Origin of the sequence: Rhizobium sp. Nf11,1 (assembly GCF_050587665.1) — a bacterium.
Taxonomy (GTDB): Bacteria; Pseudomonadota; Alphaproteobacteria; order Rhizobiales; family Rhizobiaceae; genus Rhizobium.
This window is the reverse complement of the sequence record NZ_JBOBHU010000018.1, coordinates 89,540-116,357: the sequence shown is the minus strand read 5'-3', so window position 1 is coordinate 116,357 and position 26,818 is coordinate 89,540. Positions and strand designations below refer to the sequence as shown.

The window sequence follows — 26,818 nt, the reverse complement described above, 5'->3', positions numbered from 1 at the left end:
CTCAGGATATGCTTCCGTATGAAAGCAGCAGGCTCTAGGCAATCGGGCGCAGGCAACTGAAGCAGCGACTGACGGGGAGGCAGGCGTTCGGCTCGCTTCAGCAAAACACCTTGGCGGCCGTGACTTCGACTTCCACGAGGAACTCCGGGCGGGTGAAGCCGCCGACGATGATCAGCGTCGAGGCCGGCTTCGGATCGAGCGTGTAACGATCACGCACGGCCATGTAGGCTGGGAAATCCTCTCGCTTCGTCACGAAGGCGGAGATGCGGATAACGTCGGCAAAACTCATCTCGGCCTCGGCGAGAATTGCCTTGATGGCTTCGAAGCAGAGTTCCGCCTGTGCGCCGACATCCTCCGGTACCGCCTCGTCGGGGGCGATGCCGAGCTGGCCCGAGGTCACGAGCAGGGAGGCGCCCGGCGGCACCAGCAGCCCGTGATTGTAATGCCCGAATGGGCGGCGGACGGAGATCGGGTTAAAAACCTTCTTCATCGGAAATCCCTGCCTGAACCAGGTGTTTCGGCGGACAGTCCTTCCGCATGCTCAGAAACGCTCCATCGCGCTCTTCACCTTCTGCAGGAACCGTGTCCGCGTTTCCTCGGTACAATTATTCATGTCGTAATGGGCAAGAAAGGTGACCGGCCGCAGCGGGTTGATCTGCGCTCGCAGCACGCGCTTGACGATCTTCCTCGGCGGGTTGCCAGCCACGAAGGCGCGGAACGGCGTCGCGCCATAAGTCAGCACGGCGGCGAGCTTGCCGATATGGCGCAGCCGCGATTCCACCTTGCCGTCGATCAGTTCGAAGGAAACGCCTGGAAGCCAGACGCGATCGAAATAACCTTTCAATATCGCCGGGAAGCCGAAATTCCAAACCGGCGTGACCAGGACCAGCCCTTGCGCCCGTTTCAGCCGCTCGACATAGGGTTTCACCAGCGCGATATTGTCGGGGTAGTCGTGATAGGCGAGCCGGTCATGCCGGGAGAGAACGGGATCGAAATTCTCGGCGTAGAGATCGCATCCGTCCACTTCATGGCCGGCTTTGCGCAGGCTTTCCAGCGTCTGCTTATAGAGCGCTTTGCCGTAGCTTTCCTCCACCGGATGCGAATGCAGCACGAGCACCCTCATGAGGCCTCCATCAGGCCCGCAAGGCCGGGGAAGAGATAGTTCTTGCCGGCATTGAAATCGAAGTCCGGGTTCTCCCAGGCGATCATCTTGCCGGGATTCAGAAGCCCTTTCGGATCGGTTTCGTGCTTGAAGGCAAGCTGTACCTTGTCGGTGCGCTTCATGCCGCCTTCCTCGAGCGTGTAGCGGTGCGGGTTGAAGATCGGGCAGCCGTGATCCTGGTGGATCCGGATGATTTCTTCAAGGCGCTCCTCCGTGGTATAGCGCACCAGCGGAAGGCCGGAGCACTGGATCTGCCCGTCGAATTTGATGAATTCGAGATGGCCGGGAACCTCGTCGCCGAAGATCTCCACCATCTTGGCAACCTTGGCCACGTGATCCGGCCCCGGGTACTGAACCTGCAGATAGGTGAATCCAGGATCGACCTTCAGCGCCCGCAACGTCGTGTGGTTCCAGGCAAGTTCATAGGCATGCGGAATGCCCTTCATGCTCTCGACCTTGTCGGAGCGGAAGATCACTTCGCCCTTGTGGGCCGAGGTGAAGGCGAGGAAGGCATCCATCGCATGCGGCGCGATCATCAGCACCACCACCGACTGCCCCTTGCGGATATAGGGCTTGTGGCGGGTGAAATAGTCGTACGGGATCGGTGCGGCGATCGGGGCGATCTCCTTGACGAGGATGCCGTTGCATTTGGCAAGCGCATCGGAGAAGCGCACGCAGGCCATGAAGTCGTCATAGCCGACGAGAACATCGACCCAATCATAGGCGGGCGCCAGCGGCATTTCGATCTCGGTGATGACGCCGTTGGTGCCGTAGGCATGGCTGACCTTTTGCAGATCCCAGCCGGTGAGATCGAGCACGCGCGGCTCGGCCTCCATGGTGACGACGCGCAGGCGCAGAATATTGCCGAGATCGCGCAAGCCGCCCCAGGTGATCGAGCCGACGCCGCCGGAGCCGCCGGCGATGAAGCCGCCGACCGTCGCCATCTGCGCCGTCGAGGGATGGAACCGCAGTTCCTGGCCGGAATGAGCTTTGGTCTGCTTGTCGAGCTGGGCGATGATGATGCCCGGCTCGCAGATCACCCGGCCGGGATGAATTTCCTTGATCTTGTCCATGGCGGCAAGGTTCAGCACGATCCCGCCGGAAAGCGGCATCGCCTGGCCGTAATTGCCGGTGCCGCCGCCGCGCGGCGTGACCGGCACGCCATGCGCGAAGGCGACCTCCAGCGTCCGGATGACCTCTTCTTCGTTTTTCGGCGTGACGACGAGATCGGCCGTCACATTGTCGAGCTGCGCCTTCAGGATCGGCGAATACCAGTAGAAATCACGGCTCTTCTGGCGCACCAGCGCCGGATTGTCTTCTATGGCGATGCCTTCGAGTTCCTTTTTGATCGTCTGATAATCCGGCATGTCAGGCTCCAACGACGCTGTCGAGTTCACGATAGTCCGGCAGGCTGCGGTCGATCACCTTGCCGCGTCGAAGGACGACGCGGTCGGACTGCGGACGGGAAAGAAATTCGCTCCAGCGCCTGGCGCTGAAGAGCACGAGATCAGCTGCAGTGCCGACGGCGATGCGTCCCATATCCGGTCGGCCGAGAATATCGGCGGGCGAGGTGGTTACAACCCGTGCGGCCGTATCCAGCGGATGGTCGAGATGCAGGATGCGGACCGCCTCGCGAAACACTTCCACCGGGTCGAGATCGCCATAGGCATAAAAGGGGTCGCGGGTATTGTCGGAGGCGACCGCCGTTGCGACGCCGGCTGCCGCCAGTTCGTGGAAAAGTGTGACGCCGCGCCAGCGCGGTGTGCGGCCGAAATAGCGGTCCTGCAGATACGTGTTGCACATCGGCAGCGAGACGATGGCGAGTCGGGCCTCTGCGACGAGATCGACCGTGCGTTTTGCCGTCTCCTCGTCCTGGCGGGCGAGCGAGCAGCAATGGCCGGCCGTCACCTTGCCGCCGAAGCGGTTGCGCAGCACGGCTTGCCCGATCGCCTTCAGGGTTTCCGCAGCCGGATCGTCGGTCTCGTCGACATGAAGGTCGACATCGAGGCCATTATCAGCCGCAGCCCTGAACAACATGTCGAGCTGGTTGTCGAGATCGCCGCTCATCCGGGTGACGCCGCCGATCAGCCCGCCCTTTTCGCGGACCACAGTGACGAGATCGGCGAAATAGGCGGCGTCCGCCATGTTTTCCATCGGAAACAGCGCCACCGCCTGTAAGGCGATCCTGTCCTTCCAGACATCGCGCATTTCGGCAAAGACCTCGAATGAAATGCGGTGCTGCGGCGCAAGGGAATCGAGATGGGTTCGAATGAGGCTGGTGCCGTGTGCGTAGGCGCAGCGCAGGGAGAACTCCATGCGCTTCTTGACGTCGGCGGCCGACCAGTTTGCCTCGCGGTCTGCGCGCACGGCCTCCAATGCCCCCGGGAACGTGCCGTCCGGATTGGCGTTGCGCGGCCAGATGTGGCCCTTGTCGAGATGCGTATGCATGTCGGCGAAGCAGGGCCAGACCATGCCTTCCTTGAGGTCGGATTTCGCAATTTCGGCGGGCGCTCCGCCGGGCGGCAACAGGGCGGAAATCACACCGTCGGCGATGACGATATCGGCCCGCACGAGCCCCTCGACGGCAGGTGCGTCATAACCGGTGACGGCAGCTGCAGGCAGAGTCGCATTGCTCAGCACGAAGCGGCCGGCATTGGGCGGTGAAATGAAGGAATAGGTCATCAGTTTTCCCGTTTCAGGCTGCTCTCGTGCCAGCGGTGCAGGGCAAGCCACGAAATGAAGGAGGTGACGGCGAAGATCGCCACGCCGAGCAGCGAGAGCATCAGCAGCGCCGCAAAGAGGCGCGGAATATTGAGCCGGTATTGCGCTTCGAGGAGCCGGAAGGCGAGGCCAGAGCCGGCGCCCGCCGAGCCCGCGGCAAACTCGGCGACGACGGCTGCAATCAACGCCAGGCCGCCGCCGATCCTGAGACCGGTCATGAAATAGGGTTGGGCGGCCGGCAGCTTGAGAAAGAGCAGCGTCTGCCAGCGCGAGGCGCCGTAGAGCTCGAACAGGTTGATGAGATTATGGTCGACGCTTTTCAGCCCCTGCACCATATTCGAAAGGATCGGGAAAAAGGCAACGAGGAAGGCGCAGATGAGAAGCGCCACCTGCGTCGACGGCGCATAGATCAGGATCAGCGGCGAGATCGCCACGATCGGGGTGACTTGAAGAATGACCGCGAGCGGATAGAAGGCGAGTTCAATCCAGCGCGATTGCACGAGAAAGATCGCAAAGCCGACGCCGCCGACGAGCGCCAGCATCAGCGATACCAGCGTGATCTTGGTGGTGACCCAGAGGGCAGGGGCAAGCGTGCCCCAATCGGTCACGAAGGCACTTGCGACCGCGGCCGGGCCCGGCAGGATATAGGGCGGCACGCCCGATAGTCTGACATACGCATACCAGATCAGGATCAGCGCCGCGATCACCAGCAGGGGGATCAAGATGCGCAGCGCCAGATCGCGGCCCCGGGCGCTTGCAGTGGTTTTGACAAGCAGCGGCGCTGCGGCCGGTTCGTCACTCATCGATGGTCCTCCACCGCGTTGATCGCCCCGATCAGCGAATGCGAGACCGTCTCGCAAGCTCTGCGGTATTCTTCCGAAGTGCGGTAATGGGCATCGCGTTCCAGGCTGGTCGTCAGCGGCAGGTCGGCATGAACGCGCCCGGGCCTTGCCTTCATCACGACGATGCGGTTCGAGAGATAGGCGGATTCGAAGACCGAATGGGTGACGAACATGACGGTGATGCCGGTCACCTTCCAGAGGCGCAGCACGTCGTCGTTCAGCCTCTGGCGGGTGATCTCATCAAGTGCTGCGAAGGGCTCATCCATCAACAGGAGCTTCGGCCTGGTCACGAGCGCCCGGGCGATCGACACACGCATCTTCATGCCGCCGGAGAGTTCGCGCGGATAGGCGCTGGCGAAATCCTGAAGCCCGACGGTGCTCAACGTCTCCAGGATCCGATCGTGCGCCGCAGCCTTCGAAACATGTTTCAGTTTCAGCGGCAGATGGACATTATCGAAGACGGTCTTCCAGGGCATCAGCGTCGGCTCCTGAAAGACGAAGCTGATATCGCCCTCAGGGAGACCCTTGGAGTTGATGCGCGAACTCGGCCAGTCGATCGCGCCCGAGGTCACATTGCCGAGGCCGGCAATGATGCGCAGCGCGGTGGATTTGCCGCAGCCGGACGGACCGAGCAGACTGATGAACTCACCGCTTTCCACGGTCAGCGACATGTTCGAAAGGGCTACGGTTCCGCTGGAGAAGACTTTCGAAACCGATTGCATGACGACCAGCGGCCGCTTGCGCATCTCTTTCGGTGATAGGGCCTGAGCTTCTGCTGGGGGCATTGCCTGTCTCGTTCATGCAGGGGAGTGATCCGCCGTGTTGGCGGCGGATCGCAGGCGGCGTCTGCGGCTTACTTCTTCATCGCCATTCCGGTGCCTTTGCAGACGAATTTCGTCGTGAAGGCCTTGGTGTAATCCGTCTCCGGCTTGAACACCTTGATCGCTACCATTTCGTCGAAGAAGGCCTTGTAATGCGCCTCGGTCAGGCAGCCGATGCCCTTGTCGAGGCTGTCGCCGGATTCAATGATGCCGTATTCCTTCATCTTGGCGATGGAGTAGGCGATCTGACCATCCGTCATTTCGGGATTGTCCTTCTTGATCAGCTCATTGGCCTTCGCGTTGTCGCCATAGAGATAGTGGTACCAGCCTTCGATCGAGGCATCGACGAAGCGCTGGACGACATCCGGCTTACTGTCGATCATCGCTTGTGTGGTGGTGATCATCGTCGAATAGGGAGAGTAGCCGTTGTCTGCGAGCAGGAAGACTTTCGGTTCGAATCCGGCCTGCTTCTGGATCTCGTAGGGTTCCGAGGTAAGGTAGCCCTGCTGTGCCGAATCCTTGTCGGCAAGGAAGGGCGCCGGGCTGAAATTGTAGGGCTTGTACTGCTCGTCCCTGAAGCCTTTGAAGTTCGCCTTCATCCACTCGAAATAGGTGAGATAGCCGTCCTTGCCGAGGAACAGAGTCTTGAGCTTCGTGAGATCTTCAAACTTCTCGATGCCGGCATCGGGATGTGCAATCAGCACCTGCGGATCCTTCTGGAAGATTGCCGCGACATCGACGAGCGGAATACCCTGCTCGACGGCCGAGATCTCGCCCTGCGGCCCACCCATGTAGAAATCGATCTTGCCGGAGATCAGAAGCGCGCTGTTGGCTGCGTTCGGACCGCCCTGCACGATGGTGACGTCGAGGCCGTATTTGGCATAGGTGCCATCGGCCACGGCCTGGTAGAAGCCGCCATGCTCGGCCTGCGCCAGCCAGTTCGTGCCATAGCTTACCTTGTCGGCGCCATGGGCCGAGACGGCGGCGGCGAACATGCCGCCAAGGCCGATGAGTGCGGAAACCGTATTCTTCAGTACATTGGGCATGATCAGCGTTCCCCTTCGGAGTTCTCGGCGTCTGCGATGACGTCGGATTTTCTTCATAGGAGCGGTTGCTTTGCTCTTTGAAAAGCATCAAATTTCGTGCGCAACGATGCCTTTTCGGCATCTCACCCAAAGCCTGTGCCTAATTTGCGCTGCGTGCTTGATTTTTGTGCAACGAGGTCCTGATGCTGCACTCCAGAAAGCTTCTCTATATCAACGAGATCGCGCGATCGGGCTCGATCCGCAAGGCAGCGGCACGGCTGAATGTGGCGTCTTCGGCGATCAACCGGCAAATTCTCGCACTGGAGGAGGAAATGGGTGCGCCGCTGTTCGAGCGCCTGCCGCGCGGGCTGCGCCTGACGGCCGCCGGCGAGCTCTGCATCGAACATATTCGCGAGGTGCTGAAGAATTACGAACGGCTGGAGGGGCGCATTCGCAGCCTGAAGATGCAGCAGGCGGGCAAGGTCCGGCTGGTGACGACGGTCGGCCTTGCGGCCGGGCCGCTGCCTGAGATCATCGCGCGGTTCCAGTCGGAACATCCGCGCGTCTTCATGCAATTGCGCAACGACGCCGGCACGATGACGGTTAACCCGGTGCTTTCAGGTGAGGTAGATATTGGGCTCGGCTTCAATATTCCGGCAACGCCCGGCATCCGCACCCTCGGCAATTTCGACATACCGATCGGCGTGGTCCTGCCGCCCGGTCATCATCTGATCGGCCCCGGCCCGATCAACCTTGCCGATATCGTACAGGAGCGCCTGGTGCTGGCGCAGCAGGGGACCAGCCTGCGCGACGTGATCAATCTGGCCCTGGCGCGCCTCGACGTGCATGTAGAACCGGTGCTCGAAACCAATGCCTCGGAGATGCTGAAGAAACTGGTCAAATCGGGGGCGGGGCTGACGATCCTGAACCCGCTTGATGTCATCACCGAATGCCGACAGGGCGAACTGGTCTTCCGGCCGATCGCTGAGCCGCATGCGCGCCATCAGCCGATGAAGCTTTTTGCCCGCGCCCGCGCGCCGCTTGATTCCGCCACCAGCCTGTTCGTCGAGTACCTCCTGGCCGAATTGGCCGGCCTGGTGCAGGAACTGCAGGCCAAGGGTCACATTGCGGCCTATGCTTCCGCGGCGATGTGAGCCACCGCCTTACTTCGAGTAGAGATTGGAAAGCTGGTAACGTTTCAGGTCATAGAGGAGCTCTATGAAGCCCCTGACCTGATGGCGGCAGATTGCTTCGCCCTTTTCTGACGTCCCGAGCGACGCGTCGCCGACGACGCCGTTGGGATTGAGGTCGTGGGCGATCCAGGCGAGCGAATGCGGCGGCAGCGGCTGAAGGTATTTCGATTGGTCGCGCATCCATTCCGCCTTGGAGGTGAAATTCTGCGCCTTCTCCATTCGCACCAGATCAGGTCGGAAATGGAGCATCAGCGAGGTTTCCACCTCGCCGCCATGGATGCCGTATTTCAGCTCATGGTCGCCGATCATGCCCTCGGGATGGCCGAAGCGGCCCCATTGCGTGGAGACGACGGCCATCGCGTAGCGCACGCGCAGCTCGCGCGCGACGATGCTCATGATATCGACATTGCCGCCATGCGAATTGACGATCACCATTTTGCGGATGCCTGCTTCGGCAACCTTTGAGCCGATCGCGGTCCAAACCGGAATGAGCAGTTCGGCGCCAAGCGACAGGGTTCCCGGCCCGTAAATATGTTCATTGGCCTTGCCGATTTCCTGCGTCGGCAGCACCAGGCAATCGAGATCGGCGGGCTTCTGCTTCCGCAACTCGGCAAGCATGCCGGTTGCGATAGCGACGTCGGTAGCAACAGGTAGATGCGGCCCGTGCTGCTCGGTCGAGGCGATCGGCAGGATGGCGATCGTGGTGTCCGCAGACAATCCCGCGAAGTCGTCGCTGACCAGTTCGTTCCAGTAAAATGGCACTGTCATTGCCGTTCGCCTCTCATTGCCGTTCGAGACAGTGAGTAGGGAATAACGCTACCTGCGAAAAGCATCAATTTGCGGCCGCACCGATGCCTTTTTGCGGATGATGGAGCAGTTGCCCCATCGACGGCGCCTCTTGGCCGCAATGTCTCGGCGAATGTCATGCCGAAACCATTGCGCAAGCGCCTCTGCAATGGTTCTCTGGCGCCTCTATCAAAACGCTCTCCGGTGATTCCCGATGTTCGATATTTTATGGCGCGGCCTGGCGATCGGCGCCGGCGCAACCATCCTCATGGACCTCTGGGCAATTGTGCTTGCCAAGTTCTTCGGTCAGCCGCCCGCCAATTGGGCGCCGGTCGGCCGCTGGTTCTGGCATCTCGGCCGCGGCAAGGTCTTTCATGACAGCATTGCCGATGCTGCGCCTTACGCGAATGAACTCGCTCTCGGCTGGATCAGCCATTACGTCGTCGGCATCCTCTATGGGGTGATCTTTGCGCTCATCATGGGAGAGGGATGGTTCGCCGCACCGACATTTCTTCCCGCCTGGATCTTCGGCATCGTCACCGTCGGGGCAGGGTGGTTCCTGCTGCAGCCGGGCCTCGGCCTAGGCTGGGCTGCTTCGAAACATCCAAAGCCGATGAAGGTGCGGTGTTTCAATCTGCTGGCGCATACGGTTTTTGCATTAGGACTTTATGGTACGGCGTTGATTTTGCGCTGAGATCGCCGCTTGCCCCTCACCCTAGCCCTCTCCCCGTAAACGGGGCGAGGGGACCTGCCTCGCGAGAGGTCGGAGAGGAATGGGGAGGTTGCGGCATGGTCCCTTCGCCCCGCAAGCGGGGAGAAGGTGGCGGCAGCCGGATGAGGGGCAGGCCAAACCCACGAACCGAACAGCCTTATCTCACCGCGCTGCCCAATTGGCGCCGCGGCGGAAGATGGTCTTCATCTCGGGCACGTCGAACTCCTTGGCCTGGTGGCCGAGCGAGGAATAGAACACGCGCCCTTTGCCGTATTTGCGCTTCCAGACGACCGGCATGACGACGCCGTCGATCCAGTAGGCGTGTTCGCCGCTAAACCTGGTCGTCGCCAGGACCTCGTTCGAGGGGTCGACATGCATGTAATATTGCTCTGACCTATAGGGGAAGTCGGCAATCCCCTCCATCAGCGGATCGTCGGGGCGGGTGATGTTGACGGTGTAGTCGATGATGTTGCCGGGATGGGCCACCCACTGGCCGCCGATGATGAACTGATAGTCGACGGAGTCGCGGAAGGCATCGCCGGCGCCGCCATGGTAGCCGGCGATGCCGACGCCGCTTTCGATCGCGGCGGCGAGGTTCTTGACCTCCTCCTTTTCGATCTTCGACATCGTCATGATCGGCACGAGGAGGCTGAGATCATGGACCGAAGGGTCGGCAAGCGCCTCGGTGCCGTGTTCGAGATAGACCTTGAAGCCGTCTTCCTCGAGCATGGTCTTGATGATTTCGGCGCATTCCTGCGGCTCGTGTCCGCTCCAGCCACCCCAGACGATCAGTGCTTCACGCATTCTCTTTCCTCCTGAAACTATTTCGCCAGCCGTCCGTCGACGATCGAATCGGACAAGGGGGCAGGGCGTTCGACCGCCGTTGATATCGTCACCGTCCGGCCGGTCTCGGACGCCGTATGGAAGGCTTCCATGACTTCAAGCACATGCAGCGCAAGGTCGCCGTTGGCGCGGTGCGGACGGTCGGAGCGGATCGCATGCGCCATGTCGGCGACGCCGAGCGAGCGATAATTGCCGTCGGCATAGGGTGCGATAATCGGCTGGTCCTCGAAGGCGCCGCCCTTCTTCAGATATTCGACAGGGCCGGCGAACTTGTTGGGGTCGGGGACGATAAGCGTGCCCTCGGTTCCGTAGACTTCGAGCGGCACATGCTTATGGCCGGCGACGTCGAAGCTCATGACGATCTGCACGACGGCGCCGTTGGAAAAAGCCATCATGCCGGCGACATGGGTCGGCACATGCACCGGAATGCGCTCGCCATTGCGCGGCTCGCTGGTAATCAGCCGTTCGGCCCGCGGCGTCGTCGCAAAGCCGGCGACCTGCGATACCGGTCCGAGCAGATTGATAAGATCGGTGATGTAATAGGGACCCATGTCCAGCATCGGCCCGCCGCCGACTTCGTAAAAAAAGGCCGGGTTCGGATGCCAGCGCTCATGACCCGGGCACATGAAGCTTGCCGATCCTCCGACCGGCTGGCCGATGACACCCTGGTCGATCAGGGCGCGGGCTGTCTGGTGGCCGCCGCCGAGGAAGGTGTCGGGCGCCGCACCGATCCGCAGATTCCGCGCCTTGGCCGCCTCCGCCAATTTTTTCCCTTCCGCGAAATTAATCCCGAGCGGCTTTTCCGAATAGGTATGCTTGCCGGCGTCGAGCGCCTGCAGCGCGACGGCGACATGGGCTTTCGGGATGGTCAGATTGACGATGATTTCGACCTTGGGATCGGCGAGGAGTTCCTCGACGGACTTGACGGGCACGTTGAATTCGACAGCCTTCGCCTCTGCCAGTTCCCGGTTGAGATCGGCGACGCCGCGAATGTCGAGAATGGGAAAGGATGCCATCGCCGTGAGATAGGCGCCTGAAATATTGCCGCATCCGATGATGCCGATACCGACTTTGTCCATGAATTCCTCCATTTGATCTTGCTTTTCTCGCCCGTCAAAGGGCCGGCCCGGTGGTGCTCCAGGGCGATTCGTAGAGTTCGTAGAGCGCCACGGCTGCGGCACCCTGCGCCCAGAAATCATCGCTCGAATCGTCGAAGACGAGTTCGCTGACGCCCCTCAGCGAGGGCGGAATGGCAAGCGCATAGGCGTCGCGCAGGCTGTTCAAGAAGGGGTCGCCGAGCGCCAGGCTGGAGCCGACGAGAATGACCCGCGGCGGCGCAAAAAGCGTGACGATATTGGCGATCGTCAAGCCGACTGCTTCACCGGCGCGGATAGCGGCACCGATCAGCCGGTCGTCGTCGGCCTTGATCAGCGCCTGGGCATGGGTCATGCCGCGCCCGAGGCGGATGGCTTCGGCAAAACGGCCGTCGGCCTGATGTTCGCCGAGGATGGCGCTTTCGCCGGCCTGGCTGAAGAGCCGCACCACGCCGTTCGGTCCCATGCCGAGGACAAGATCGCCGAGGTTATGGCTGAGGCCGCCGGCGCCGCGGAACAGGCGGTTGCCGTGCAGTACGCCGAGACCGAGTGTCTGTTCCAGCGAAATCAGCACCATGTCCTCAAGATCGCGGGCCTTCCCGAACCAGTGGTGGCCGAGCGTAATGGCATGGGCGTCGCTTTCGACGATGGTCGGCGTCGACAGCCGCGTCGACATCTCGGCGGCGAAATCGACATTGATGTCGCGAAAGATCGGGCTGCTTCTGATGTAACCGGTGCGGTGCTCGACGACGCCGGGAAAGCCGAGGCAGATGCTGTCGATATCTTCGAGCGACAGGCCGGCATCGACGACGCAACGACGGACGCCGTCCTCGACGAGGTCGGCGATGACGCCGATCGGCTGCCGGTCGATGCGGATCGGCAAAGCCAGCTTCGACAGCACGTCGCCGCGGAAATTGGTGACGACGAACACCATGCGGCTGGCGGCGATCTTGCCGCCGACGACGCGGGCGGCGTCGGGATTGAGTTCCAGCGCCACGCGCGGCCTGCCGCGCACCGCCTCATTGCGGATATCGCCCTCATGCCGCGGCAGGATCAGCCCGTCATCGAGCAGCGACGCGGTGATGGCCGAGACGGTTGTCGTCGACAGCTCCGTCCGCTCGCTGATTTCGATGCGCGAGATCGGGCCATGGCGCCGGATGGTATCGAGCACGTTCAAGCGATTGATCGCGCGCATCAATTCTGGATCTGCAGTCTTCATGAAAATGTGCCGGCAGTCGTTTGGTTGGCTGAAGCCAATATTTATAACGGGTTACGAATTAAATAGCAGGCAATTCCACGGGGCTGTCAAGCGAATTTGGCAAAAATTAACGCGTTGGGTTGACATCCGGCACAAGGTCCGCTGAATTAATCCGCATTGGGGAAAAATTGTGAGGATAGGTCCCCTGGGAGGAAGATCATGCATTTCATGCTGAAGAACGCCGGTCTCGGCGGCAGGCGCATTGTATCCATGGCCGCGGCAGCCGGCATGTTGCTGGCCGGAGCCGGGGCCGCCTCGGCGGCGACGGTGGTCAAGTGGCTGCATCTCGAAACCGATCCGAAGAACGTCGCCGCCTGGGAAGACATCGTCAAGAAATACGAAGCCCAGCATCCCGACGTCGACATCCAGATGCAGTTTCTCGAAAACGAGGCCTTCAAGGCCAAGCTTCCCACGCTGCTGCAGTCTGACGACGTCCCGGATTTCTTTTTCAGCTGGGGCGGCGGGGTCCTGAAGCAGCAGTCCGAGACCGGCGCGCTGCAGGATGTGACGGCAGCTCTCGATGCCGATGGCGGCAAGCTGCGCAAGGCCTATACGCCGGCCTCGGTCGACGGCCTGACCTTCGACGGCAAGACCTGGGCGATCCCCTACAAGGTCGGCCTGGTGAGCTTCTTCTATAACAAGGCGCTGTTTGCCAAGGCAGGCGTCAAGGCCGAAGACATCAAGACCTGGACCGATTTTCTTGAGGCGGTGAAGAAGATCAAAGCGGCCGGTATCGTGCCGATCGCCGGCGGCGGCGGCGAGAAATGGCCGATCCACTTCTACTGGAGCTATCTCGTCATGCGCGAAGGCGGCCAGAAGGTCTTTGACGCGGCCAAGAAGGGCGAGGGCGAAGGCTTCCTCGATCCGGCCATCATCAAGGCCGGCGAAGATCTCGCCGAGCTCGGCAAGCTCGAACCTTTCCAGCCCGGCTATCTCGGCGCAACCTGGCCGCAGACGCTCGGCGTTTTCGGCGACGGCAAGGCGGCGATGATCCTCGGCTTCGAGGCGACCGAGGCCAACCAGCGCAAGAATGCCGGCGACGGCAAGGGGCTTTCGCCCGACAATATCGGCCGTTTCGTCTTCCCGACGGTTGAAGGCGGCGCCGGAAAGCCCACCGATACGCTTGGTGGCCTGAACGGCTGGGCGCTCACCAAGAAGGCCTCCAAGGAAGCGATCGATTTCCTCGCTTTCCTGACGAATGCGGACAACGAGCGGGCAATGGCCAAGGCCGGGATGCTCCTGCCTGTTGCCGTCGGCGCCGATGACGGTGTCGTCAACCCGCTGCTCGCCGAATCGGCCAAACAGCTTGCGGGTTCGACCTGGCATCAGAACTTCTTCGACCAGGATCTCGGTGCGGCCGTCGGCCGTGTCGTCAACGACGTCTCGGTGGAAATCGTCTCCGGACAGATGAACTCCAAGGACGGCGCCCAGATGATCCAGGATGCTTTCGAACTGGAACAATAACCTGCGCCCGCAGAACCTTCCGGCGCTCCTGTCAATCGGGAGCGCCGGCATCGCTGCCGACGAGATGCGAAAGCAGGAACCATGGCCAATATCTCAGTCCTATCGACACCGAGCGCCGCAAGGCCGGCAAGACGAGCCGCAAACCGGAAGAGCTCGGTCGCCCACGACCGCCTGACCGTGCTGTTGCTGTTTCTGCCGCCGGCGCTGCTGCTCTTCACGCTCTTCGTCATCATGCCGATGGGCGAGGCGGCCTGGTACAGCCTCTATAAGTGGAACGGTTATGGCACGCCGACGGAGTTCATCGCCCTCCGCAATTTCCAGGTCCTGTTCCGCAACGCGGCTTTCACCCAGGCGCTCGTCAATAACGGCCTGATCATCGTCATTTCGATCTGCATCCAGGTGCCGCTCGCCATCTGGCTGGCCACCATGCTGGCCCACCGCATTCCCGGTGTCGTCGCTTACCGCCTGATCTTCTTCCTGCCCTATGTGCTGGCCGATGTTGCCGCAGGCCTCATCTGGCGCTTTGTCTATGATGGCGACTACGGCCTGTTTGCCGCCATTTCCAACTTCTTCGGTTTCGCCAATCCTTACGTGCTCGCCGACAAGGAGCTGGCGATCTATGCCATCCTCGGGGTCATCGTCTGGAAATATTTCGGCTTCCACATGATGCTGTTCATCGCCGGCCTGCAATCGGTCGACAAGAGCGTGCTGGAGGCGGCCGAGATCGACGGCGCCACCGGCTGGCAGAAATTCCGCTACGTCACGCTGCCGCTCCTCGGCTCCACCCTGCGCCTTTCAATCTTCTTCGCCGTCGTCGGCTCCCTGCAGCTCTTCGACATGATCATGCCGCTGACTGGCGGCGGGCCGTCGAACTCGACGCAGACGATGGTCACCTTCCTCTATACCTACGGTGTCATGCGCATGCAGGTGGGTCTGGGCAGCGCCGTCGGCGTGGTGCTCTTCATCATCTGCGTGACACTCGCCTTCGGTTACAAAAGGATCTTCATGCGCCATGACTGATATGAGCTCTTCCATCCGCATGAGGACATCCACCCGCATCTATCTCTACGTATCGCTGAGTCTGATCGCGGCGATCGTGCTGGTGCCGCTGCTGACGACGGCGCTCGGCGGCTTCAAGACCCTGGGGGATCTCCGCACCAATCCCTTCGGCCTGCCGACGGAATGGCAATGGGCGAACTACACCGACATCCTCTTCGGCGAGCGCTATTGGCTGCAGATCGGTAATTCGCTCGTCATTGCGGCGCTGACCGTGCTTTTGACGCTGATCGTCTCGTCGATGGCGGCTTTCGCCTTTGCCCATGTCCGCTTCTTCGGCTCGTCCTTCCTCCTCAATTATTTCCTGCTCGGGCTGATGTTTCCGGCCGCCACCGCGATCCTGCCGCTCTTCATCCGCATTCGCGACCTCGGCCTGCTCAATACCTATTGGGGTGTGGTGCTGCCGCAGGTCGCCTTCGGCCTCGGCATGAGCATCCTTCTGTTCAGGAACTATTTCCGCAATCTTCCGGAAGAATTGTTTCAGGCGGCCTTCGTCGACGGCTGCGGTTACCTCAAGTTCTTTTGGCATATCTCGCTGCCGCTTTCCCGGCCGATCGTCGCCACCGTCAGCATCATTTCCTTCGTCGGCAGCTGGAACAGCTACATCCTGCCGCTGATCATGCTGAACTCGGAATCCAAATATCCCTGGCCGCTCGGCATCATGGTCTATCGCGGTGAATTCGGCACGGAGTGGCAGCTGGTGCTGGCCTTCATCACCCTCACGATCCTTCCCACGATCATCGTTTTCTTTGTCGCCCAGAGACATATCATCGCCGGATTGACTGCCGGCGCCGTGAAGTCCTGAGCCGAACCGTTGGAGTTGCATCAATGGCATCCGTTGAACTGAAAGATGTAAACAAGGCCTACGGCGCCGTCGACGTCATCCACGGCATCTCGCTCCACATCGAGGACGGCGAATTCGTCGCACTGGTCGGACCGTCCGGCTGTGGGAAGTCGACGCTGCTGCGAATGATCGCCGGTCTCGAGGAAATCACCGACGGCGAGATTGCCATCGGCGGCAATGTCGTCAACGCCATGACGCCGCGCGAGCGCAACATCGCCATGGTCTTCCAGTCCTATGCGCTTTATCCGCACATGACGGTCGCCGAAAACATGGGCTTCAATCTGAGGCTCGCCGGCGTTACCAAGCCGGAGATCGAGGCCCGCGTCGCTGAAGCGGCCCGCATGCTCGACCTCGCCAAACTGCTCGACCGCAAGCCGGCGCAGCTTTCCGGCGGCCAGCGCCAGCGCGTCGCTATGGGCCGCGCCATCGTGCGCGATCCGGCCGTCTTCCTGTTCGACGAGCCCTTGTCCAACCTCGATGCGAAACTGCGCGTGCAGATGCGCTCGGAGATCAAGACGCTGCACCAGAAGGTCCGGACGACCTCGATCTATGTCACCCACGACCAGATCGAGGCGATGACGCTCGCCGATCGAATCGTCGTGCTCAATCATGGCAGGGTGGAGCAGGCGGGTACACCGCTCGAACTTTACAAGAAGCCGGCCAATCTTTTCGTCGCCGCCTTCATCGGTTCGCCGGCGATGAATATGCTCGACGGCACGGTGGATGGCGAAGACGGTGAACCGGCTGCTCGTCTCGACGACGGCACTGCGATCCGCATCGCGCCCGACCGCAAGGTCAGGCGTGGCCAGGCCGTCACTATCGGCCTTCGGCCCGAGCATCTCGTTCCCGGCCTGTCGGCCGGCACACCGCTCGCCGGCCGCACGATGCTGGTGGAACCCACGGGCGCCCAGACCCATGTGGTCTTCGATCTTGCCGGACAACAGGTGACGGCGATCGTCGACGGCGAATACCCCGCCCGCTACGGCGCCGTGTTCGAGGCGAGCATCGCCAGCGACCAGGTGCATATTTTCGACCGCGGCACTGGTGTGGCGCTGTAGCGAATCCTCAGCCCAGGAGATCGCCGAAACCGGCCCCTCATCCGGCTGCCGCCACCTTCTCCCCGCACGCGGGGAGAAGGGACAAGCCGTGACCTCTCCGTTCCACGCCACGTCTCGTGTGGCACGTCCCTCGCCCCGCGAGCGGGGAGAGGGTTAGGGTGAGGGGCAGCTATTCCCACGAACCGACAGCCGCCGAGCCACCCCGGCGGCCTATTTCGCGATGTATTATTCCGCCGCGATCCGTTCGACGCCGTTGGCCTCGACGATCTTCTCCAGCATCGCTAGTTCTTCCGGGGTGAGATCCGTCAGCGGCGGGCGAACCGGGCCGGGGTTTTGGCCGAGAACGCGGAGCCCGGCCTTGATGATCGAGACGGCATAGCCCTTCTTGCGGTTGCGCAGGGCGACGAAGGGGAAGAAGAAGCTCTTCAGGATCTCGTTGACGGTCGCCTGATCGCCGATGCGCAGGGCGCCGTAGAAGCGCTGGGCGAGCGCAGGCACGAAGTTGAAGACGGCGGAAGAATAGGTCGTCACGCCGGCGGCGAAATAGGCCTGGGCATAGACCTCGTGGGTCGGCATGCCGCCGACATAGACCAGACGATCGCCAAGCCGTGTGGTGATCTCGATCACCTTGTCGACGTCGCCGACGCCGTCCTTGAAGCCGATCAGGTTCGGGCATTCCTCCGTCAGGCGGGCGATGCTATCGGCGGTCAGGATGGCATTGTCGCGGTTATAGACGATGACGCCGACGCCGACCGATTGGCAGACCGCCTTGACATGGGCGATCAGACCGGCCTGCTCGGCAAACATCAGATAGGGCGGCAGAAGCAGCAATCCGTCCGCGCCGGCCTTCTCGGCCGCCTGTGCGATCTCGATGGCGAGCGACGTACCGTACCCGGTTCCCGAGATGATCGGCGTATTGCCGGCCGAGGCCTTGGCGGCTTTGACGACATGCGGGATCTCGCTCGGGTTAAGGGAGAAGAATTCGCCGGTGCCGCCGGCGGCGAAGAGGGCTGCGGCGTCGTAACCGGCGAGCCATTCGACATGACGCCGGTATTTCGCTTCGTCGAACTTGAGTTCATCGTTGAAATGCGTCACCGGAAACGAGAGCAGACCGCTGCCGACGGCCTTCTTCAATTCAATCGGGTTCATCATGACGTCCTATTCCTTAGGTGTTGAAAATCGATGGTGTCAGGCGCTCTCGAGCACTTGCAGAAGTGCCGCGATGTAGCCGTAACAAAAGGCAAATGCGGTGGCGGACGGGTCCTTGCCGCTGACGGTCGGCACATGGTCTGGCATCAGCATGTATTTGTAGCCGACTTCCTTGTAGATCCTCGCCGAGCGGACCATGTCCATATCGCCCTCGTCGGGGAAGGTCTCCATGAACGACAGCTTGCCGCCGCGAATATTGCGGAAATGGACGTTGAAAATCTTGTTGCGCTCTCCGAACCAGCGAATGATGTCGTCGATCTCCTCGCGGGGATTTTCGAGCATCTCGCCAACCGAGCCCTGGCAGAAATTGAGGCCGTGATAGGGGTTTTCGCGCATCTGCACAAATTTCTTCAGCCCTTCCACCGTGCCGAGCACGCGTGTGACGCCGCGATAGCCGGGCGGTGTATAGGGATCGTGCGGATGGCAGGCGAGCCGGACGCGATTGCTCTCGGCGACCGGCACGACGCGTTCTAGGAAATAATCGATCCGTTCCCAGTTTTCGTCTTCGGAGAGCACGCCGGCAAGGCCGGGCGCAGCCTGCTGATCGGTCTTCTCCCAGCGAAAGCTCGCATTCATCGACCCGCCGCGTCCCGGTTCATCCGGCGTGCGGGGAATGCCGATCAGGTTGAGATTGTATTTGACCGCCGGAATGCCGGCCGCGGCGACATCTTCGATCATCTGGCAAACGGCATCGATCTGCCGGTCACGCTCAGGCCCGGCAAGCAGGATGTCGGGATAGGAGGCCTTCTCGATCGGCTGCGAGGGCAGGGGCAGCTGGATCATGTCGAGGATCAGGCCGAAGCTCTCGACCTTGTCGCGATGGCGTTCGATATCGGCAAGCGTCCAGCTGCTCGGCTGTCCCGGCGGGTCGGCACTGATATGCTTCACCCCCAATTGCGCGAAGATCCGATAATCGTCATCGTCGCGCGCTGCCACCTGTGTTCCAAGATACATCAGAGACCTCTCTAAATCCAACAATGTCATATGACATAATATGAATTTTTGAGGGTGTCGAGCCCTATTGCTGTTCGGCCAGCATCCGATAACGCCGTTGGCTCGCCATCAGATGCGCGCGCATCGCCTGGCGGGCACGGTCGGGGTCCTGATCGGCGATCGCCGACAGGATTTCCACATGCTCGGCATAGACCTTTTGCAGATATTCGCGGTCGTTGGCCTCCGGAAGCGTCGGAAACTGGCCACGGGGGATGGCGCGCGGGCCGAAATGGCGTAGCACGTCGACATAAAAGCGGTTGTTGGTGGCGGCCGCGATCGCCATGTGAAAGGCATAATCGGCCTCGACCGTCTGCTGTCCGCTTTCGATCATTTGCGCCATCCGGCGGTTGGCTTCGCGGATCGCCGCTTCCTGCTCGGCGGTGCGGCGATAGGCGGCAATCGCTGCCGCTTCACCCTCGGTAGCCATGCGGAACTCCAGCAATTCCAGGGTTTCCGGAATGCTTTTGATTTCCACCGGCGTCAGCGACATGACCGAATGAACCTTCGGATCCGCGACGAACACGCCTTTGCCCTGGATCGGCCGGACGAAACCAGCGGCCCTTAAATCCGCAATGGCCTCGCGCACGACGGTGCGGCTGACGCCGAAGGTCGATTCGAGCTGCGGCTCGGTCGGCAGCTGGTCGCCGACGCGCAATTTCCCCGTCTCGATTTGCGCGCGCAATTGATCGATGACCTGCTGCGCCAGTCTTTGCCGGCCCCGGCCAAGTGTCGTCATTCTCGTTTCCCCAGTTCCTTTGCCTCACGTCTTCCGCACGGTCTTGCAAATCAAATCGGACTTCGATAAATCATAATACGACATACGGACGACATAATATGTCCTCTATAGTAATCCAGGGAGGAGTTACAATGAAGCATTTTTCGAAAGGCCTGTTCGTCGGCGCCGTCATCGGCGCGCTGACTATCGCCGCACCACTCTCGCATGCCGCAACGCCGAAGGACCAGCTGGTGATCGGGACATCACTGGCACAGGTTCTGTCGCTCGATCCGCATCAGGCGACCGAAGGCAAGGCAGTCGAGATCATGTCGAACCTCTACGACCGGCTGGTGAACAGCACGCCGGATGGCAAGATCGTGCCGCAGCTGGCTGAAAGCTGGAAGGTGGACGACAAGGGCATCACCTTCACGCTGCGCCAGGCCAATTTCGCCTCCGGCAATCCGGTGACGGCGAAGGACGTCGTCTATTCAATTGGGCGGCTTCTGAAGCTCGACCAGGCTGCCGCCGCGAACCTCAAACGCGTCGGCTACGACAAGACCAATGTCGACAAGCTCGTCACCGCAGTCGACGACAAGACGGTGCGCATCGATTTTTCCGGCCAGGTGACCGCCGAGATGCTGCTTTACCGGCTGACGACCTCGACCACCAGCGTCGTCGACAGCCTCGAAGTCGAGAAGCACGTCGTGGACAACGATTACGGCAATGCTTGGATGCGCACGCACTCGGCCGGCTCCGGTCCGTTCACCCTGAACCGCTGGTCTCCGAACGAACTCGTGATCCTCGACGCCAACAAGGATTATGTCACCGGCGCTCCGAAGATGAAGCGCGTCATCGTCCGGCATGTTCCGGAAAGCCAGGTCGAGCGGCTGATGCTCGAACGCGGTGACATCGATATCGCCAGCGCCATGACCGCCGCCGACCTCGCGACCTTCAAGGACAAGCAGGGCTTTACCATCCAGCGCATTCCGACAGGCGGCTTTTACGTGCTGTCGATGAATGCCGGCAACCAGTACCTGTCCAACCCGAAGGTGCGCGAGGCCATTGCCTATGGCATCGACTATAAGGGCATCGAGAAGACGATCATGGGTCCCTACGGGCGGGCGAGAAACGTTCCGGTCCCGGAGAATTTCGAATCTGCGATCCCGAACCCCGACTGGCATCTCGACGTCGAAAAGTCCAAGCAGTTGTTGGCCGAAGCAGGGTTCAAGGACGGCTTCTCGCTGACGCTGAAGACGATCGCGCAGACGCCGCGCATCGACCTTGCCACCGCCATCCAGGCATCGCTTGCCCAGGTCGGCATCAAGATCGACATCCAGCAGGGCAACGGCTCGGAAATCATCGCCGCCCACCGCGCCAGGGATTTCGATCTGCTGATCCCGCAGACCAGCGCCTATATGCCGAATGTGCTCGGCTCGATGGAGCAGTTCTCCTCCAATCCCGACAACTCTAAGGAAGCCAACAATGCCGGCAACTTCGTCTGGCGCTCGGCCTGGGACATCCCGGAGTTGACGGCTCTGACGGCCAAGGCATCGATGGAGCCGGACGCCAAGAAGCGTGGCGAGCTCTATGTCGAGATGCAGAAGATGTTCGTCGAACAGAAGCCAGCGGTGCTGCCGATGTTCGAACGCTTCGAGCCGATTGTCCTGTCGAGCAAGGTGAAAGGATATGTAGGGCATCCGACGCAGCTGACGCGTCTCGAGAACGTGACGAAGTCTGAAGCCCAGTAATACTCCCGAGGCAGCCGATCATGAAGGAACTCTCTGTAGCCGAATTTGGCCGACGCCTGGCGCATCTGCTCGTCAGCCTGTTCATCCTCCTCTGTGTGACCTTCGTGATCGGCCGCGTCCTGCCCACGGATCCCGTCGGCGCGATCGTCGGCGAACTCGCCGATCCCGCCGCCTATGCCGCGATGCGGACGCGTCTGGGTCTCGATCTGCCGATCTATCAGCAGTTCTTCCTTTATCTGAACGGGCTCGCCCATGGTGATTTCGGTACGGCCGTTCTCACCGGCAATCCTGTCTCCTCGGACCTCGCCCAGGCCTTTCCGGCGACGTTCGAACTGGCCACGCTGGCGGTGATCATCTCGACCTTCGTCGGTGTCCCGCTCGGCCTGGTCGCGGCACTGTTTCGCGACAGCGTGATCGACAAGGTCGCCCGCGTGGTCGCCCTCGTCGGTCATTCGATCCCGGTGTTCTGGTTCGGCATCGTCGGCCTCGTCATCTTCTATGCCGGCCTGAACTGGGTCGGCGGGCCAGGCAGGATCGATGTGTTTTACGAAGGTCTCGTCACGCCGCAGACCGGGCTGCTGTTGGTCGACAGCCTCCTGCAGGGCGAGACGGAAATCTTCTGGAATGCCCTCGGCCATATCATCCTTCCGGCCATCATTCTCGCCTATGCCGCGATGGCCTACATCACGCGCATGACCCGCAGCTTCACGCTCGAGCAGTTGAGCCAGGATTACGTCATTGCGGCCCGCGCCAAGGGTGTGAGCCCCTTCGGCACGATCTGGCGCCATGTCCTGCCGAACATCGCCGTGCAGCTGATCACCATCCTGGCCATTTCCTACGGCGGATTGCTCGAGGGCGCCGTCGTGACGGAGATCGTCTTTTCCTGGCCGGGCATCGGCCAATACATGACGAATGCGCTGATGATCGGCGACATGAACGCCATCGTGGCCGGCACCATCATTGTGGGATTCATTTTCATGCTGTTGAACTTCCTCGCCGACGTCGCCTACGCCATATTTGATCCGCGCATGCGGGAGGCGGCGCGATGAGCCCCAGCCCGATGAGCAATGTTATCGGCAGCGAGATCCGGATTCGTCCTCCAAGCGTGCCGAGCCGCATGGCGGCGTCGTTTGCGCGGGCCGGCCGCAAACTGGCCGCCGAGCCGCTTGGCCTTGCCGGTTTCGTCATCCTCGGCCTGCTTTGCCTGATAGCGATCTTCGCGCCGCTATTGGCGCCTTACGACCCGGTCATCCAATCGCTCGGTGACGCCCTGCAGCCCCCGAGCCTGGCGCATCCGGCCGGCACCGACGAGTTCGGCCGCGACATTCTGAGCCGCCTCATTTTCGGCACGCGCATCACCATCCAGACCGTGCTTTCGATCTCTCTCATCGTCGGGCCGATCGGTCTTTTGATCGGGGTGGTCGCCGGCTTCTTCGGCGGACGCGTCGATGCGCTGCTTATGCGCGCCACCGATATCGTTCTCTCCTTCCCGTCGCTGATCCTGGCGCTTGCCTTTGCTGCGGCGCTCGGCGCCGGCCTGACCACCGCGATCATCGCGATCTCGCTCACCGCCTGGCCACCGATCGCCCGGCTGGCGCGCGCCGAGGCCCTGGTCGTCAGAAACGCCGACTATGTCGTTGCCGCCCGTCTCTATGGCGCCTCGCCGATCCGCATTCTTCTCCTTTATATCGCCCCCATGTGCGTTCCCTCGGTCATCGTCCGACTGACCCTCAACATGGCCGGCATCATCCTGACAGCGGCCTCGCTCGGCTTTCTCGGCCTTGGCGCCCAGCCGCCTGCGCCGGAATGGGGAGCGATGATTTCCAACGGCCGCAAGTTCATGCTCGATTACTGGTGGGTCGCGGTCATGCCTGGCATCGCCATCCTGCTGACGAGCCTTGCCTTCAACATCGCCGGAGACGCTCTGCGCGACATTCTGGATCCCCGCCATGCAAGATCGTGATCTCCAGCCCATTCTTTCCGTCAAGGCGCTGAATGTCCGGTTCGGCCGAGGCGCCGTGCCCGCCGTCTCCAATGTCAGTTTCGACGTCGGCCGCGAACGAGTCGGGATCGTCGGAGAATCCGGTTCTGGCAAATCGACGACAGGGCGGGCGATCATGCGTCTTTTGCCGCCGGCGGCGATCGTTTCTGCCGAGCGAATGGATCTCGCCGGCAGCCCGCTGTTGGGAAAAAGCGAGCGCCAGATGGGCGCGCTGCGCGGCAAGGATATCGCGCTGATCATGCAGGATCCGCGCTATTCATTGAATCCGGTGCTGTCGATCGGCAAGCAGATCGCCGAGGCCGCCCGCCTTCATCTCGGCCTCAGCGGCAAGCCGGCGCAGGATGCGGCTCGCGCCATGCTCGAGCGGGTGCGTATCACCGATCCCGACCGGGTCATGGCGCTTTATCCCCACCAGATCTCGGGCGGCATGGGCCAGCGTGTGATGATCGCCATGATGCTGCTGGCGCGGCCGAAGCTCGTGATCGCCGACGAGCCGACCTCGGCTCTCGATGTCAGTGTGCGAAAGGACGTGCTGCTGCTGCTCGATGAGCTGGTGCGCGAAAACAATTCGGGCCTGCTGCTGATCAGCCATGACATTCGCATGGTCGCGGCGTTCTGCGAGCGCATCATCGTCATGTATGCCGGAAGAATCGTCGAAACGCTGACCAGCCTTGAAGAGGCCCGTCATCCCTATACGCGCGGGCTGATAGCAGCGCTGCCCGATCCGAAGAATCCGGTTCGCCGGCTTGCCGTTCTCGACCGGGCGAAACTCGATCTGGAGGCGGCGCAATGATCAATGTCCGTGACCTCGATGTTGTCTTCACGTCGGGCAAATCAAGCAACCATGTCGTCAAGGGCATCAGTTTTCAGGTGGGCCAAGGCGAGACGCTCGGCATTGTCGGCGAATCCGGCTGCGGCAAATCGACGGTGCTGCGCTGCCTCGCCGGCATGGAGGCCGGTTGGACCGGTCAGATCGAGCTGCGCGGCAAGCCGATCGGCAAGAAGCGCTCCCGCGAGGAACTGACCTCAGCCCAGATGGTGTTTCAGGATCCTTACGGATCCTTGCATCCGCGCCACCGCATCGGCACCGCGCTCGCCGAACCGTTGCGCGCCATGCGCCATTCCGACATCTGGTCGAAGGTCCAAAGGGCGTTGGTCCAGGTGGGTCTGCCGGCAAGCTTCGCCAATCGGTTTCCGCACGAACTCTCCGGCGGCCAGCGGCAGCGCGTGGCGATCGCCCGGGCGCTGATCCTGTCGCCGCCCGTCTTGCTGCTCGACGAGCCGACATCGGCGCTCGACGTCTCCGTCCAGGCCGAAATCCTCAACCTGCTTGCCGATCAGCGTGAGGAGAAGGGACTGACCTATCTGCTCGTCAGTCACGACCTCGCAGTGATCGCCCATATGTGCGACCGGGTGCTGATCATGAAGAACGGCGGTTTCGTCGACGAACTCACGAAGGCGGATCTGGAGGCCGGCACGACGCATGATGCCTATGCGCGCGAACTGTTTGAGGCGAGCTTCATGGATGCTTGACGGGTCGTTGCGCAGCCGAGCCTCAGGCTGGGCTGCAATAGCTTGCAAAAGCCTCGAGGAAAAGGCGCATCTCCTCCTGATACCGGGGCGCGGAAAGATGCTCGGCGATTTCTTCCGGGGAAAGCTTCATCAGATGGAAGCGAAGGAAGAGCTGTCCGTTGAAGCGCTCGCTCAGCGTGGCGAGAACGGTGCGAAGCTGCTGGAGCATGTCATCGCCCGATGCGACGCGTGCGCAAGCACGATCGGTTTGCCGATCACTTCGTCGCGGGAGACGAGCCAGTCGATGGCGTTCTTCAGCCCGCTGGGGATTGACCTGATATATTCGGGGCTCGCCAGGATCAGTCCATCCGCCTCCGCGATGGCATTTGCAAGAGCCGCCACTTCGGAAGGAGGCTCGGGAAGTTCGCGATCGGGCGAGAAGACCGGGAGCTCGCCAACACGATCATAGACCGAGAGCGTATGCGCCGGCCCGGCAGCCGACCGGAGAGCATATAGCATGGCCGTATTGGTCGAGGCTCTGCGGGCGCTTCCGGATATCGCCAGGAATTTCATGACCGGCATACCTCACGCAATTGGCTTGATGTGATCCACGGCAACCGGATGGCGGACGGCTGCGACGCTGCCTCTTTCGACGACATGGCAGGCAAGCTCGACACGGCGGCGCGGCAGGGCAAGGCCGAGCATCATGTCGCGCAAGAGGTCGAGCGCGGTGGCGCCGAGTTCGCGCATCGGAATATGCACCGTCGACAGCGGCGGATTGAGAAAGGCCGATTGCGGCAGGTCGTCTATGCCCATGACCGAGACGTCCTGCGGCACGGCATAACCCATCGCCTGCAATCCGCGCACGGCGCCGTTGGCGAGACTGTCGCCCGCCGTCAGAACGGCGGTGAAGCAAAGGCCTTTGTCGCCGACGAGACGGGTGATCGCCTCGGCGCCGAGTTCCGGCAACCAGTCGTCGACCTCGAGCACCAGGTCGGCATCGGCTGTCAGCCCATGATGCTGCAGCGCGTCGCGCCAGCCCTCCAGGCGCCGCTCGATCGTCCGCCGTCCCGGCCGCAGCATGAACAGGATGCGTTGATGCCCAGCCTCGATCAACCGCTCGGCGGCAATGAAGGCGGCCGATCGGTTGCAGGGCGTCACACTCGAAAGCCGCATATAGGGATCGTCGCTGTTGACGAGTACGACGGGCTTCCCGAGATCGGCGGCGGCCGCCAGCATATCCTCCTCGTCGACGGTCAGGATCAGCATGCCGCCGAAACTGGCATCATTGCGCATCTCGGCAATGACGCGGGTTTCATCGGCCTTGTCGGCGACCGGGCGCATCGCCATTTCGATGCCGAGGGCGGACGCGCGCGCGTTCAGTCCTTCGAGTACGTGGAGCGTGAACTGGTTGCGGACGTAGTCGATCATCGCTGCGCCGGAGGCGACGAGCATGACTTTCTTGCCGGCGACACTCGCCGGCAGCGCATAACTGACAGCGCTCGCCGTTTCCAGCACCAGCTTGCGGATCTCGGACCTGACGCCCTTTTCTCCGGCAAGCGCGCGCGACACCGTGCTGATCGATACGCCGCAGCGGGCGGCGATGTCGTCGAGGCGTGTGCGCCTGCCTTTTTTCTGCTCCGCGGCCATCACATCTCCTCGCTCTCTCCTGAAGTATGCAAAAATCTTTCAGATTGCGCAAACGGAATGGCTATGCACAATTAACGTGTCAGCGACAGGCGGCAGAGCAGGGAGGCTTT

The 26,818-nt window shown here is 61.7% G+C and carries 26 protein-coding genes and 1 pseudogene; 11 read left to right on the top strand and 16 right to left on the bottom strand.

Translation table 11 applies throughout. The annotated features are described in order from the left end of the window. Positions 1-97: 97 nt before the first annotated feature. The 7 genes from ACQ7C1_RS23715 to ACQ7C1_RS23685 form a co-directional block, all read right to left on the bottom strand. Positions 98-490 carry a RidA family protein gene (locus ACQ7C1_RS23715; RefSeq protein ID WP_430960005.1) on the bottom strand — a complete coding sequence of 131 codons (393 nt, stop codon included), beginning with the start codon at positions 488-490 and terminating at the stop codon, positions 98-100. A 51-nt stretch (positions 491-541) separates the two neighbouring features. Further along, positions 542-1,123 carry an NAD(P)H-dependent oxidoreductase gene (locus tag ACQ7C1_RS23710; RefSeq protein ID WP_097598558.1) on the bottom strand — a complete coding sequence of 194 codons (582 nt, stop codon included), beginning with the start codon at positions 1,121-1,123 and terminating at the stop codon, positions 542-544. Further along, on the bottom strand, positions 1,120-2,529 hold the full coding sequence (locus ACQ7C1_RS23705) for an FAD-binding oxidoreductase (protein WP_221113344.1): 1,410 nt from the start codon (positions 2,527-2,529) through the stop codon (positions 1,120-1,122). The genes ACQ7C1_RS23710 and ACQ7C1_RS23705 overlap by 4 nt, the downstream gene beginning before the upstream one ends. A gap of 1 nt (position 2,530) precedes the next feature. Next, a complete protein-coding gene (locus ACQ7C1_RS23700; protein ID WP_430960004.1) occupies positions 2,531-3,844 on the bottom strand; it encodes a cytosine deaminase in 1,314 nt (437 codons plus the stop codon). After that, a complete protein-coding gene (locus ACQ7C1_RS23695) occupies positions 3,844-4,686 on the bottom strand; it encodes an ABC transporter permease (protein WP_430960003.1) in 843 nt (280 codons plus the stop codon). Before ACQ7C1_RS23695 ends, ACQ7C1_RS23700 begins: the two co-directional genes overlap by 1 nt. Continuing rightward, complete coding sequence (locus tag ACQ7C1_RS23690) at positions 4,683-5,510, bottom strand: ABC transporter ATP-binding protein (protein WP_430960002.1); 828 nt, start codon at positions 5,508-5,510, stop codon at positions 4,683-4,685. Before ACQ7C1_RS23690 ends, ACQ7C1_RS23695 begins: the two co-directional genes overlap by 4 nt. Positions 5,511-5,578: 68 nt before the next feature. Continuing rightward, the gene (locus ACQ7C1_RS23685; RefSeq protein ID WP_430960001.1) at positions 5,579-6,592 is read right to left on the bottom strand and encodes an ABC transporter substrate-binding protein; all 1,014 of its coding nucleotides are present in this window, start codon (positions 6,590-6,592) and stop codon (positions 5,579-5,581) included. A gap of 182 nt (positions 6,593-6,774) precedes the next feature. On the opposite strand from ACQ7C1_RS23685, the gene ACQ7C1_RS23680 reads away from it, so the two are divergent. Further along, positions 6,775-7,725 (top strand): LysR family transcriptional regulator, encoded by a 951-nt coding sequence (locus tag ACQ7C1_RS23680; RefSeq protein WP_085778110.1) that lies wholly within the window; start codon positions 6,775-6,777, stop codon positions 7,723-7,725. 9 nt (positions 7,726-7,734) lie between these two features. Here ACQ7C1_RS23680 and ACQ7C1_RS23675 read toward each other — a convergent pair whose 3' ends face one another. Next, a complete protein-coding gene (locus ACQ7C1_RS23675) occupies positions 7,735-8,532 on the bottom strand; it encodes a creatininase family protein (protein ID WP_430960000.1) in 798 nt (265 codons plus the stop codon). A 232-nt stretch (positions 8,533-8,764) separates the two neighbouring features. Between ACQ7C1_RS23675 and ACQ7C1_RS23670 the strand changes: the two genes are divergently transcribed. Beyond that, positions 8,765-9,244 (top strand): DUF2938 domain-containing protein, encoded by a 480-nt coding sequence (locus ACQ7C1_RS23670; protein ID WP_097598551.1) that lies wholly within the window; start codon positions 8,765-8,767, stop codon positions 9,242-9,244. Between the two features lie 180 nt (positions 9,245-9,424). On the opposite strand, the gene ACQ7C1_RS23665 is transcribed toward ACQ7C1_RS23670, so the two are convergent. The 3 genes from ACQ7C1_RS23665 to ACQ7C1_RS23655 are packed head-to-tail and all read right to left on the bottom strand — an operon-like array spanning position 9,425 to position 12,418. Next, on the bottom strand, positions 9,425-10,066 hold the full coding sequence (locus tag ACQ7C1_RS23665; protein ID WP_430959999.1) for a ThuA domain-containing protein: 642 nt from the start codon (positions 10,064-10,066) through the stop codon (positions 9,425-9,427). Between the two features lie 17 nt (positions 10,067-10,083). Next, positions 10,084-11,184, bottom strand: a complete 1,101-nt coding sequence (locus tag ACQ7C1_RS23660; protein WP_430959998.1) for a Gfo/Idh/MocA family protein — start codon at positions 11,182-11,184, stop codon at positions 10,084-10,086. A 34-nt stretch (positions 11,185-11,218) separates the two neighbouring features. Beyond that, positions 11,219-12,418 carry an ROK family protein gene (locus ACQ7C1_RS23655; protein WP_430959997.1) on the bottom strand — a complete coding sequence of 400 codons (1,200 nt, stop codon included), beginning with the start codon at positions 12,416-12,418 and terminating at the stop codon, positions 11,219-11,221. A 198-nt stretch (positions 12,419-12,616) separates the two neighbouring features. Here ACQ7C1_RS23655 and ACQ7C1_RS23650 point away from each other — a divergent pair, with 198 nt between their 5' ends. From ACQ7C1_RS23650 to ACQ7C1_RS23635, 4 genes are all read left to right on the top strand, one after another. Further along, complete coding sequence (locus tag ACQ7C1_RS23650; RefSeq protein ID WP_430959996.1) at positions 12,617-13,921, top strand: extracellular solute-binding protein; 1,305 nt, start codon at positions 12,617-12,619, stop codon at positions 13,919-13,921. 81 nt (positions 13,922-14,002) lie between these two features. Beyond that, complete coding sequence (locus ACQ7C1_RS23645; protein ID WP_430959995.1) at positions 14,003-14,941, top strand: carbohydrate ABC transporter permease; 939 nt, start codon at positions 14,003-14,005, stop codon at positions 14,939-14,941. Beyond that, a complete protein-coding gene (locus ACQ7C1_RS23640) occupies positions 14,934-15,782 on the top strand; it encodes a carbohydrate ABC transporter permease (protein ID WP_221114878.1) in 849 nt (282 codons plus the stop codon). Before ACQ7C1_RS23645 ends, ACQ7C1_RS23640 begins: the two co-directional genes overlap by 8 nt. 23 nt (positions 15,783-15,805) lie before the next feature. Continuing rightward, entirely contained in the window at positions 15,806-16,879 is a 1,074-nt protein-coding gene (locus ACQ7C1_RS23635) for an ABC transporter ATP-binding protein (RefSeq protein WP_430959994.1), read from the top strand. A gap of 225 nt (positions 16,880-17,104) precedes the next feature. Here the strand turns inward: ACQ7C1_RS23635 and kdgD are convergent, their stop codons facing one another. The 3 genes from kdgD to ACQ7C1_RS23620 form a co-directional block, all read right to left on the bottom strand. Continuing rightward, the gene (gene kdgD / locus ACQ7C1_RS23630; RefSeq protein ID WP_430959993.1) at positions 17,105-18,031 is read right to left on the bottom strand and encodes a 5-dehydro-4-deoxyglucarate dehydratase; all 927 of its coding nucleotides are present in this window, start codon (positions 18,029-18,031) and stop codon (positions 17,105-17,107) included. Between the two features lie 36 nt (positions 18,032-18,067). Further along, on the bottom strand, positions 18,068-19,042 hold the full coding sequence (locus tag ACQ7C1_RS23625) for a mannonate dehydratase (protein WP_085778121.1): 975 nt from the start codon (positions 19,040-19,042) through the stop codon (positions 18,068-18,070). A 64-nt stretch (positions 19,043-19,106) separates the two neighbouring features. Further along, complete coding sequence (locus tag ACQ7C1_RS23620) at positions 19,107-19,817, bottom strand: FadR/GntR family transcriptional regulator (RefSeq protein WP_221112382.1); 711 nt, start codon at positions 19,815-19,817, stop codon at positions 19,107-19,109. 131 nt (positions 19,818-19,948) lie between these two features. Between ACQ7C1_RS23620 and ACQ7C1_RS23615 the strand changes: the two genes are divergently transcribed. From ACQ7C1_RS23615 to ACQ7C1_RS23595, 5 genes are read left to right on the top strand one after another with little or no spacing between them, the layout of a single operon-like run. Then, a complete protein-coding gene (locus ACQ7C1_RS23615) occupies positions 19,949-21,544 on the top strand; it encodes an ABC transporter substrate-binding protein (protein ID WP_430959992.1) in 1,596 nt (531 codons plus the stop codon). Between the two features lie 20 nt (positions 21,545-21,564). After that, a complete protein-coding gene (locus tag ACQ7C1_RS23610) occupies positions 21,565-22,593 on the top strand; it encodes an ABC transporter permease (RefSeq protein ID WP_183703213.1) in 1,029 nt (342 codons plus the stop codon). 11 nt (positions 22,594-22,604) lie between these two features. Beyond that, positions 22,605-23,507: an ABC transporter permease gene (locus tag ACQ7C1_RS23605; protein ID WP_183703380.1), complete on the top strand. Its 903-nt coding sequence runs from the start codon at positions 22,605-22,607 to the stop codon at positions 23,505-23,507. After that, complete coding sequence (locus tag ACQ7C1_RS23600) at positions 23,494-24,339, top strand: ABC transporter ATP-binding protein (protein ID WP_430959991.1); 846 nt, start codon at positions 23,494-23,496, stop codon at positions 24,337-24,339. Before ACQ7C1_RS23605 ends, ACQ7C1_RS23600 begins: the two co-directional genes overlap by 14 nt. After that, positions 24,336-25,079 (top strand): ABC transporter ATP-binding protein, encoded by a 744-nt coding sequence (locus ACQ7C1_RS23595; RefSeq protein ID WP_430959990.1) that lies wholly within the window; start codon positions 24,336-24,338, stop codon positions 25,077-25,079. Before ACQ7C1_RS23600 ends, ACQ7C1_RS23595 begins: the two co-directional genes overlap by 4 nt. Positions 25,080-25,101: 22 nt before the next feature. Here the strand turns inward: ACQ7C1_RS23595 and ACQ7C1_RS23590 are convergent. Together ACQ7C1_RS23590 and ACQ7C1_RS23585 are read right to left on the bottom strand one after the other, a co-directional pair. Then, positions 25,102-25,631, bottom strand: a pseudogene (locus ACQ7C1_RS23590) (NADPH-dependent FMN reductase). A 12-nt stretch (positions 25,632-25,643) separates the two neighbouring features. Next, positions 25,644-26,708, bottom strand: coding sequence for a LacI family DNA-binding transcriptional regulator (locus ACQ7C1_RS23585; protein WP_221112386.1), 1,065 nt, complete (start codon positions 26,706-26,708; stop codon positions 25,644-25,646). Positions 26,709-26,818 lie beyond the last annotated feature (110 nt).